The organism is Thermostichus sp. OS-CIW-29 (genome assembly GCF_054058195.1).
Genome location: NZ_JBSSAB010000060.1, coordinates 1 through 9,894, shown reverse-complemented (window position 1 = coordinate 9,894; position 9,894 = coordinate 1). Strand labels below are relative to the sequence as shown.

The 9,894-nt window shown below is 59.8% G+C and carries 8 protein-coding genes and 1 pseudogene; 4 read left to right on the top strand and 5 right to left on the bottom strand.

Annotated features, from left to right (window positions below; all coding sequences use genetic code 11):
- Positions 1-70 precede the first annotated feature (70 nt).
- Positions 71-532, bottom strand: a complete 462-nt coding sequence (locus ACVWZJ_RS13920; protein WP_457396457.1) for a hypothetical protein — start codon at positions 530-532, stop codon at positions 71-73.
- Position 533: 1 nt separating this feature from the next.
- On the opposite strand from ACVWZJ_RS13920, the gene ACVWZJ_RS13915 reads away from it, so the two are divergent.
- Positions 534-677 (top strand): hypothetical protein, encoded by a 144-nt coding sequence (locus ACVWZJ_RS13915; RefSeq protein ID WP_457396456.1) that lies wholly within the window; start codon positions 534-536, stop codon positions 675-677.
- Between the two features lie 75 nt (positions 678-752).
- Entirely contained in the window at positions 753-1,730 is a 978-nt protein-coding gene (locus ACVWZJ_RS13910) for a hypothetical protein (protein WP_457396454.1), read from the top strand.
- Positions 1,731-2,381: 651 nt separating this feature from the next.
- Here the strand turns inward: ACVWZJ_RS13910 and ACVWZJ_RS13905 are convergent.
- The 3 genes from ACVWZJ_RS13905 to ACVWZJ_RS13895 all read right to left on the bottom strand — a co-directional run bounded on the left by ACVWZJ_RS13905 (position 2,382) and on the right by ACVWZJ_RS13895 (position 6,823).
- A complete protein-coding gene (locus tag ACVWZJ_RS13905) occupies positions 2,382-5,306 on the bottom strand; it encodes a DUF3987 domain-containing protein (RefSeq protein ID WP_457396452.1) in 2,925 nt (974 codons plus the stop codon).
- Positions 5,307-6,291: 985 nt separating this feature from the next.
- Complete coding sequence (locus tag ACVWZJ_RS13900) at positions 6,292-6,630, bottom strand: hypothetical protein (RefSeq protein ID WP_457396450.1); 339 nt, start codon at positions 6,628-6,630, stop codon at positions 6,292-6,294.
- Complete coding sequence (locus tag ACVWZJ_RS13895; protein WP_457396459.1) at positions 6,623-6,823, bottom strand: helix-turn-helix domain-containing protein; 201 nt, start codon at positions 6,821-6,823, stop codon at positions 6,623-6,625. Before ACVWZJ_RS13895 ends, ACVWZJ_RS13900 begins: the two co-directional genes overlap by 8 nt.
- Before the next feature lie 267 nt (positions 6,824-7,090).
- Here ACVWZJ_RS13895 and ACVWZJ_RS13890 point away from each other — a divergent pair, with 267 nt between their 5' ends.
- Both ACVWZJ_RS13890 and ACVWZJ_RS13885 read left to right on the top strand, forming a co-directional pair.
- Positions 7,091-7,414 (top strand): hypothetical protein, encoded by a 324-nt coding sequence (locus ACVWZJ_RS13890; protein ID WP_457396449.1) that lies wholly within the window; start codon positions 7,091-7,093, stop codon positions 7,412-7,414.
- A gap of 95 nt (positions 7,415-7,509) precedes the next feature.
- A complete protein-coding gene (locus ACVWZJ_RS13885) occupies positions 7,510-7,971 on the top strand; it encodes a Rad52/Rad22 family DNA repair protein (protein ID WP_457396447.1) in 462 nt (153 codons plus the stop codon).
- A gap of 800 nt (positions 7,972-8,771) precedes the next feature.
- Here the strand turns inward: ACVWZJ_RS13885 and ACVWZJ_RS13880 are convergent.
- Positions 8,772-9,785 (bottom strand): annotated as a pseudogene (locus ACVWZJ_RS13880) (DUF3987 domain-containing protein); the annotation flags it as partial.
- Positions 9,786-9,894 lie beyond the last annotated feature (109 nt).

Genomic DNA, 9,894 nt, shown 5'->3' with positions numbered 1-9,894 from the left:
AATTATCTGGAGTATTCGGGATACTTGGCCGGATTCGAATCCTTGGATCCCTCTGCCGGCGACAGACTCCTCATGCCCGACCAAGCATCCTCTGTAGTTCCGCCAACAGATCCGCCCGCCGGAGATGTCGGCCGGTGGTGGGATCCCTGTCACCGCCTGGCCCGATCACTCGCCTAGCCAACCGCCGCAGCTCCATCACGGAGAGGGCATCCAGATCGGCGGGAGGGTTTGCCGGGCGCTGTTGTTCCGTGACGCGATGGTGATTGGACTCCGTCCCGCTGACGCGATTGGACTCCGTCCCGCTGACGCGAACGGCCGATTCCAGCGCCTCGACCCGCTGTTCTAGACGCTCCAGACGGTCGAGGATCCCTGCAACCGCTGGGCTGTTAACAGGTGTTTGCAGCCTCTCCAGGTACTGCCTGAGGGCCGCCACGAGAACTTCAGATGGCGTTACCTGGAGTCGCGCGGCTACTTCCAGAAGTTGATGGTGCAGTTCTGGGGGGATCCGCGCCCCCACCATGGGAGAGACCATTGTGACGTTAGCAGTTGAAAACAGCGTCCAGATCCTACCCCGCCCATGCGGTGGGATCCACTCTTGCCGCCGCCGCCTGGACGGATCCCCTAACAACAAAGCTGGGCCACCGCCGCCGTTTGGCCCACCGGAAGCGCTGCAGTAGGGGTACTGTTTGCAGTTGCAAACAGCGTTCGGCTAGAACTGACCAAAGTACGTCCCAACGACTTTAGGCATTCAAGTGCGTAACGCGGTAGATATCTCCGGCCGTCAGGCCGTCAACGGTCAACAGGTACGCTTCCTAGAGCAGGATCCTGTCCCACCATCGCTCCGTGGGAGAGAAGCAACGCTGGAGCGGACAACTGAGCGGGAGGCATTCGTCTGGGTTAGTGGGAGCCGCCGGCGCGTACCGCTCGACTGGCTGGCGGCCCCCTCCCGGCCGGTGCAGGGATCCGCTGCGATAGCAGCGGTAGCCCCGACCTACGGTCGGGGATCCACCGTGTGCGCCCCGTCTGCACCCGGCCAACCCACCTCCCGTCCGGCCCTGGCTCAACCGGCGGCCGCTGACGCAGAGGGTGACGATGATCCGATCACGGAGCAAGCCTGGGATAGCCTCCAGGATGCCTGCCTGGAGTTGGGGCTGAGCTGGGGGGAGGCACAGCGGGTGATCGCATGGGCGACCGGGATCCCACCGGCGGAGCTGGATCCCTCCCGGCTTACTTGGCGGCATTTTCTGCAGGTTATCGAGTGGCTAGAGAGGCTGGAGGTGGCCCAGCCTGCCCAACCTGCACCACCTCCTCCGCCTCCGCCTCCAGCCGCCAGCAGAGAGGCGGCCAAAGCCATCTATCCCCCGCCAAGCCGGTATCTCGGCGTGGCGGCCTACAAGGAACTGGTGGCCATCGCGGCCAACCTAGGCCTGGATGAAGACTCGATGGTGGCCCGGCTAGGGATCCCCGCCGACTGTCCAGGCTACCTACTCGATCGGAGTTGGGTGTTCGCCATAGCGCGTGGGCTGGCGGCAGTTGCAGCCGGTCAACAGCCTGGCCAACCCGACTTTTCCAAGGCGGTGCTGAAGTTTGGGTACCGCTCTGTTCGCGACAGCGGGCCGGAGGCCTTCGACGGCCCCAAGCTGGTGGTCGTTGGACTGGATGGGACGCTGCTGCATGGAGAGGTGGTGATGGTGGCGGATATGGCCCAGCAGTTGCGGATCCGACTGTAGCCGTGTCGGGGGCTGTTTGCAGTTGATAACAGCCGTCCAGCACTGGAAGGGATCCCCGCCACCTGCAGGTTGAGGCCCCAGATCGGCCTACGGCCCGAGGTTGCTAAGATAATGGTGACCCCAACAGGGGTACCTCCTTTGACTACCACTGCGGGGGGAGCAACCGCTCCCCCTGTGGTGTTTGTAGGGATCCACAGAGGGACACAGCAGTTTGCGCTCCGCGCCGCTGACGCGAATGCACTCCGTGCCGCTATCGCGACCGCGACAGCGCCGCGTAGCGGCAACGCGATCCTCGGCCGTAGACCGCACAGCCGACGGCTCGATCAGCCGCGAGGCGACTGGCTGCGAACTGCTGGATTGCGACAGCTACGGGGATCCCGTATCGAACGCGGAAGCCATGGCTTTCCGGCGGGCGGCAGCGAAGTTTGGTCTAGGTCGATCCCTGTATGACAAGGCGAATCGACTGTCCAGCGTGAGCCCAGTTCAGGGGATCAGGTAGGTGGCGGTGGCTTTTTGCGCGGATCCACTGCATGGGCAGGGATCCGTTCAGCCAGCGGTGACTACCGAGTAAACTACCCGACTCCGACCGCTAAGCGGTACGGGGCGGCTATCCTTCCCCGTCCTGAATGGCGGGGCTCACCATCCACAGAGCTAGGGGCGTCGGAAGTTTTTTACTCGCTCCATGACCTGCTGATACTGTCCCCGCGTTACCCGTGAGGGATCCAGCTTCTCTACGGGGATCCCTGTCGTGCTCGCGATGAACTCCACCGCCGTACCCCAGAGCATTCCGGCTTCCCGACAGGCGGCCAACAGGGCCTTCCAGTCCTGCATAGTGACAGGGGCGTCAACGACCTCCGGTTGGAGGGATCCATTGTTAGGGAGGGGCACCGGCTCCGGCTCCAGCTCCTCGAAGTCGTTGGGATCCCGTTGTGGGGGCTTCCCGTTGGAGGCCGGCCGGACGGCCTCTACGTCACTTGGGCCAGGCAAGGGGGGCGCCTCCGGCCCGCTTGCATAATCCGCTAGCTCTGGCTGAGTCGGTTCACTATCTTGCATGGGGGCGACGACCGAGTGACTACGGGGTGACGACGGGGTGACTACAGGGTGACTACCGGTGACTACAGGGTGACTACGCGTAGTCACCGGCTCAAAGCCGCTCTGTGCAAGGCTTTCAGGCTCTTGGGTGACTACGTGACTACCGGAATAGGGTTGGACAATCTCGATGTGCGTAGGATCCACCCAGCGGGCGTACCCCATCTGCACAACGCTGTCCAGAAAACTCCGGATCTCTTTCATGGAGGGTTTACGCCGGCCTGACCACCAGTTGCGGCATTGCTTCAGGGCAATGGGGCCACAGCCTTTGAAGCGTCCCACAAACCGGAGAACAAGGCTGGCCTCTGGGCTGCTGGACTCCCCTAGTTCGCCGTAGATAAGTCTGGTTTGATTCTGTAGCCAGCGGGTGAACTGGATAGCTCTGGCCAGGGTGCTAGCAGGGATGACTTGGGTGGGGGTTACTCCAGTGCAGGCTGCATCCAGCCAGTGGAGGATGAGAGCAATGCGAGCGGCCCGCTCTTTGGTCTTGGGGAGCGAGGATCGGATCCGCTCATTGGGCTCGCTGAGGATGGGCTCATTGAGTTCGCGCTTCCATTCGTTCCAGAGCCGCCGTCCTTCCCCGTCCAGTACATGCCGCATCGGCGGGAGGGCCTGCAGCCGGCGATAGACGGCCTCCAACAGCCGGCTGGGGTTATGGGTGGGGCCATCTTGAGTGTCGGGGTCAGGCACAAGGGGCACCCTCACCCAAGCAAAGCGGGGCCAGAGCCCGTCGCCAAGGTTCTTGTCCTCCTGCCAGGCCTTCTGGAGGATGGACGGCTGGATGCCGCCTACGACGCTGACGGAGGTATATCGCACAAAGATCTGGTCGGAAGTTTTGCGATCCACCTTCAGGGCGTCACCGCTGTACAGGCTCAGCCAATGGGCGCGATCCGCCCCCTTGCCGCCCCGATAGGCATCCATGCTTTGTAGGAAGACCGCTAGCTCGTCTGGAGTGACCAACAGCCCTCGATCCGGTTGATCGCTCAGGATCTGGCCTATCGCCTCCATCGTGTAGTTGGAGGCGTAGAGGCTGACGGGCTTGGGCCGTCCAGGGGGATCCCCTGCGTCCTCGCTCTTCCTTCTCTTCTCATATTCCCGTAGGGCCGTCTTATAGTCCTCAAGCTGGTGCTGATAGCGGATGCTGTACTCCGCCTGAAGATCCTTGAGGGGCTGGGTCAGGGTGTTGATGATGTGAGTTTTGCCGGAGCCTGTTTCCCCCACCAGTCCACCCCACAGAATCGGGGGCACCGCAAACTGGAAGCGGGGGTCGATCTCCAGCCGAGTCTGGCTGGGGATGAGGCTAGCGGCAACGCAGAGCAGTACTAAGTAGTAAGCCTCAACGGGTAGACCCAGCCCTTCTGCAATCCGACGAAGCGGCGTATCTAGGTCTTTTGGCAGCAGAGTGAGGCCTGAAGCCCGATCCAGTTGGGCCAGCTCGCCCACCTCCGCCGCCAGATCCCCGATCTCATCGTCAGCCGCCAGATGGGCCGGCAGGGCCACTCGAATCGAACCCAAGATCTCTTCAGCCGTGGCCCCGTTCTCCAGCCAATCGACAACATCCAGTCCGCCGTCTTTCGGTAGGTTCTCCCAAGGGGCATTTGGGGGCGCCAACAGCCAGCCGGCTATCTCGATACCGGCACTGCGTAGACTACGCTCGATTTCCAACATGTGCTCAAGGCCAGGGCGATCTGCATCGGGTGACAGTATTATCCGGCAGCCCTGCAGGTCTTGTAAGTAGTTGGGGAAACCGTAGCCAGTCCACTTGCCGGCTCCCCCGATGGACGTGGTTGCAGGGATCCCTAGCTCCAGCAGCCGCTCCACGCAGCTCTCGCCCTCGACCAAGAAGATAGGATGGCCGGTCTTCTCGGATAACTCTCTGGCTTCGGCAATCCGGTACAGCCGTACCCGCTTGGTCACCTTGGTCACTTGATCGTTCAGGCCAGAGACCCAGTCCCCGTTTTCGTAGCGGAATTGGAAGATGTCCTTCTTCCCATCGCCGTAATCCGTCCGGCGCACCTTGATTACCGGTTGGCCATCCGCATCGCGATAGATGAATTCTTGCTGGCCTTTTGGGCGGGGCTTCTTGGCCGGTGGGGGAGCCGCTGTCGGCCGAGCGATGGATGGTGCAGGGGCCGCTACCGGTTGAACGGCGATCGGCTTAGCAGGGGTCGCATTGCCGTTCTTGTTGTTGGCCCGCCGACTAAATGATGTCAGCCTGGGATCCCAGTCATCTTTGCGCCGCTCCTCATGCGGCTTAAACATCGCCCACCGGCCGCCGTCACTGTCGCCCAGATAAGCCCATTGCTGGCCGTCGCTACCGCGGATGACCTCTCCGACTCCTAGGTGCTCCTTGGCGTAGGTGCGGCAATGACAGACTTCGTCCCACCGGCAGTCGCGGTCTTTTGTCCGCCCGCAGACTGGGCAGGGATTCTTGGGGGAAGAGTAGGTAAACTTGCCAGAGGATCGTGGTACGCTGGTGGTTAGCATAGTTGTTCTTCCAACTTGGTTGTATTGTTTTCTGCGGGGATCCCAGTCTGGATGGGATCCCTACTTCTCTTGGATTTTAACCAATGAGAAAAGATCCCCAAAGCCTTCCCACGTCTATCGTCTACGCCTTAACCATTGGAATTTGATGTTGATTTAAGCCACATCTTTTGTCTGCAAGTAGGGGCCCAATCCGGCATAAGTCTAGGCCGGTGGTAGTCATGCAGCCGGCAGGTGGTGGTGGGATCCTGCCTGGCACTGGCACCTTTTGGGGGTTCAGCCTGCATTGAAGTCATCCACTCTTCTTCCTGTAGTCACCGTAGTCACTTAGTCACCCAAGAGCCTGAAACCCTTATCAGGAGCGACTTTGAGGGGGTGACTACGTGGTAGTCACCGGTAGTCACTGCGTAGTCACTGTGAGCCAGAACAAGGGATCCACAGCCCGTCACCGTCAGGGCGGGGTGCAGTGCTAGGGGACGGGTGACTACAGGTGACTACGGGTGACTACGCGGTAGTCACCCGTCCAAAGCCGCTCTAGACAAGGCTTTTGGCCCATCCGGTGACTAAGTGACTACGGTGACTACAGAGTCGCTGTTAATGTGTCATGGACATAACCGGAGTGCGGTCTATCTGTCTAGGTCGATTGAACGCCCGTGGATCCCTATAGCGCCATTACCGCCAGAGGGCAGGCTTCTCTGCGGACTAGCTAAGCCGGCATAGGCTCGCGTCGGTAGTAGTCATGCGTCCGGTCGGCGGCATTGGGGATCCACGCGACGTCGCGTCTCTGGGGTCTCAACCTACAGGAATGCCACCGGAGAATGAGGTGACGACGGGTGACGAAACCTTCGTCACCACCCCAAAGCCGCTCTGCACAAGGGTTTCAGCCGATTGGGTGACGAAGGTGACGAAGGTGACGAAGGATCCGTTCTGTCACAAAGGGATCCCCAGCTGACGGCCCACTCCAAGGACGCCTCCAGGGGCGATCGCGCTAGAAGGGGAGAGAATTATCCCATCCAGTCCCCCACAGTTCGTCGAAAGTAGCGTCGTCCTGATCGCGTGGTATTAGTACCACCCAAGCAGAGGACTCCGTCCCGCTAACGCGATCAGAAGCGGGATCCCTGAGCATCACCACTCGCTCAGGGGCAAATCCCAAGCGGGCCGCCTCATTGCGGTAGTGTTGCAGGGACTCCTCCGCCTCAGCCCGACAGGAGAAGAAGATGGCGTGGTACGGGGGATCTTCGACTCGCCCCGCCCTGATATCCACCACCAGTTGCTCCATGTAGCGGAGGAACTCCTCTCCGCTTCTGAACACCGGGAATTCACTCATCGGATTCCTCCTCATCAGGGATCCACCACAGCAGGTCACCCGGCTGACAGCGGAGGGCCTTACAGATCCCGTTCAGCCTCTCCTCAGTAAGTCGGGGCATCGTGTCAGCCCCGCGGAGTTTGTAGATCGACACTTCGGTTAGTCCAAGGGCCGCAGCCAAGTCTTTGTTACGGATCCGCTTGGCCGCCATCACCTCATTTAGTCGCCACTTAATCACGCCTCTACCCCATAACGAATCCTAGGGATACTTCTATTACTCTAGCTCACCTACAATTACCCTGAGGCATTCAGGCAAGGTTTAATAATACCTCCACGTATATTTCTATTAGACTGGGTTGACTTTGGTATTACTCTGAGTTATATTGAGGACATGGAGATGGGGGTGCAAGGCGGAAGCGCTGGTGGCCCTCAGATCCAGGGGAGATTACCCAATCAGTCGTTGTTCCAAGGAGGCTGCATCGTGTTCCGTTCCAAGTTGACCAATCTGGATGTCGGTATCGCCATATCCGCCCCATCTCCACGGGTGCGTGTGCTCTTCGACAACCGCAACCACGCCACGCAGAAGGTGATTCTGTACGTTGGCTTCCCTGACAAAGAATCCGCAGAACGGGTTTACTCCTGGCTGATTACCCACGGCTACCGCCACTACGATCGCGCCACTGACACAGGGATCCTGAAGCCGCGCAAGGCTGAACGGGTTGACGGCATGAACTGGGAGATCAAGATCCACCGCCCAACAGTCGAGCTAGTCAATCGCTTCATCGCCAAGGATCTGGCCCGCTGATCGGAAGAAGAAGGGATCCCTAGCGCCAACTAGGGATCCCCACAACAGACACCAGTCCAAGAACACTAACGTCGTGCTGCATTAGGAAAACTACCATGAACAGCTTTCAGGAACTCAGGGATGTCCTAAACCAGCCCACAGACCCAAGCCTCATCCGCCGCCGCCGCCAAGGAACGGTCGATATCGACTACCTGGAGTGGTTCACCGTCAACCGGATCCTCGACACCCATTGCCCTGGCTGGAGTGGTGAGGCTGTGGTGACCACAGTAGGAGACACGGTAATCGTGACTTACACGATTCGGATCCCTACGGATGAAGGGGTAGTAAGCCGATCCGCCACAGGCTCCGAGAAACTGGGATCCGGCTTCGACCCCGTGGCCAGTGCGGAACAGCAAGCGTTCAAGCGGGCCGCCGCCCGATTCGGGATAGGGCTAGATCTCTATGACAAGCCCGCCGCAAAAGGCTACCGCGTCCATGGAGCAGCGCGTCAATCAGACTCATGGTCGGCAACTCGCGCAAACGCCAGGCCGTCCTACCAAGGCACCGTGATATCGTAGCCGCCGCTGACACTCCCTAAGACAACTTGCGCTGCAGGGATCCCATCTGCTTTGGGATCCCTGTTTTCGTTCCCGTAGTCACTTAGTCACCTGAGCGGCTGAAACCCTTGTCCCGCGCGGGTTTGAGCGGGTGACTACAGCGTAGTCACCCTGTAGTCACCCTGTAGTCACCCTGTAGTCACCTGGAGCGGTGGACAGTAGGGATCCACTCCCTAGCAGTCACCCTCCTCTAGGGCTACCACTCCGGCTGGGCACAGAAGTATCGCTCTTCTTCGTCACCTTCGTCACTTCGTCACTCTGGCGGCTGGAACCCTTGTCTGGAGCGGGTTTGAGCTGGTGACGAAGGTTTCGTCACCCGTTCGTCACCCTTCGTCACCCCGTGGTCATTCTGTGGTCACTGATTGAGGGGATCCACTGCGTGCCGGCAGTGTCTCCCCGTAGACTGGGCTCTACTACCCGTCCACCGTCATGCGGGGTGGCCAAGAATGAGCCGTGGTGACAACAGCGGTGGATCCCCTTCGCCACTCATGACGTTCCGGCCGGCCGGGGATTTCCACAGCCAAACGAAGTAGATCTTTCGTCACTTTCGTCACTTCGTCACTCGACCGGCTGAAAACCTTACCTGGAGCGGGTTTGAGCGGGTGACGAAGGTTTCGTCACCCGTTCGTCACTCTTCGTCACCGGTCGTCACTCTGTAGTCGCTGCCTGAGTGGGATCCACCGCGTGGTGGCAGCCTCTCTCCGTATGCCAAGGATCCACTACCCGTCCCCGTCCCAGCGGCCGCGTTGGCGACCGTAGGTCTATTGGCAGATGGATCCACATACCTCAGAGAAGATGGTCTCAGACTGCCTCTGTAGCCATAGGGCAAGCTCTATACCTCTGCCCAAAGTATTAGCAGGAATAGCTTCACTAGGGGGCACTCCGGAGCATGCTGCATCCAGCCAGTGGAGCACTAAGGCAATACGTGCCGCCCGTTCTTTCGTCTCGGCGTGCATTACCCGGATCACGTCGACCGGCTGGCTAAGGATAGGCTCAATGAACCTGCAAGCCCATTCATTCCAAAGCTCCTGCCCCTCCCTGTCCAACTTGTGCTGCGTCGGCGGGAATTTCTGTAGGCGGTGGTAGACAACCGCCAGCATCCATTGGGGGTGTGGAAATGGCCCACTTATCGGGAGCACAAACGGCACCCTCGCCCAAGCGAAGCGGGGCCAGAGGTTGAGGCCCAGGTTTACGAACTTATTCCCGAATGCCCGGAGGACAGACATCTGGATCCCGCCCACGATACTGACGGACGGGTAACGCACAAAGATAGGGTCGGTGGCCCCGCGTTCGATCTTCAAGGTACAGCCATCGTACAGCCGCAACCATTGGGGGAGATTGGTCCCTCGCCTACTCTGCCGAGCCCTCGCTGCCTGTAGAAAATCCCCCAGCCCATCCGGTTTGAGCAATAGCCCCCACTCCGGTTGTCGACTCAAGATTCGTCCTATCGCACTTATCGTGCAGTCGTGGGTGTAGAGTGTGATGGGCTTAGGACGCTCAATGGGATCCCCTATGGGTGCTCCTCTCATACGCCTCCGCATGGCTGCCTTGTATTCGTTAAGCTGGGATTGGTACTGGATGCTGTGCTCTATCTGAAGCCCCTCAAGAGGTCGAGTTAACGTGTTGACGATGCGATACTCTTTACTACCCGCATCCCCGACCAAGCCGCCCCATAGGATCGGGGGCGCCTCTAACCCAAAGCGTGGGTCGAGCACCAGTCGAGTCTGACTGGGGAGAAGACTGGCTGCCGCGCAGAGCACCACCAAATAGCAGGCTTCAGCGGGGACCCCTAGGTCGTGTTGATCTTATGTTAGGATAGAGAGAATAATTTATAGAGGAAAGAGGATGAAGTTGGTTTTTTTAGATGAAAACAAATGGCAGAAG

Coding starts and splice junctions, on each gene's coding strand:
- ACVWZJ_RS13920 (WP_457396457.1), bottom strand. CDS start 532: ATGGTCTCTCCCATGGTGGGGGCGCGGATCCCCCCAGAACTGCACCAT.
- ACVWZJ_RS13905 (WP_457396452.1), bottom strand. CDS start 5,306: ATGCTAACCACCAGCGTACCACGATCCTCTGGCAAGTTTACCTACTCT.
- ACVWZJ_RS13900 (WP_457396450.1), bottom strand. CDS start 6,630: ATGAGTGAATTCCCGGTGTTCAGAAGCGGAGAGGAGTTCCTCCGCTAC.
- ACVWZJ_RS13885 (WP_457396447.1), top strand. CDS start 7,510: ATGAACAGCTTTCAGGAACTCAGGGATGTCCTAAACCAGCCCACAGAC.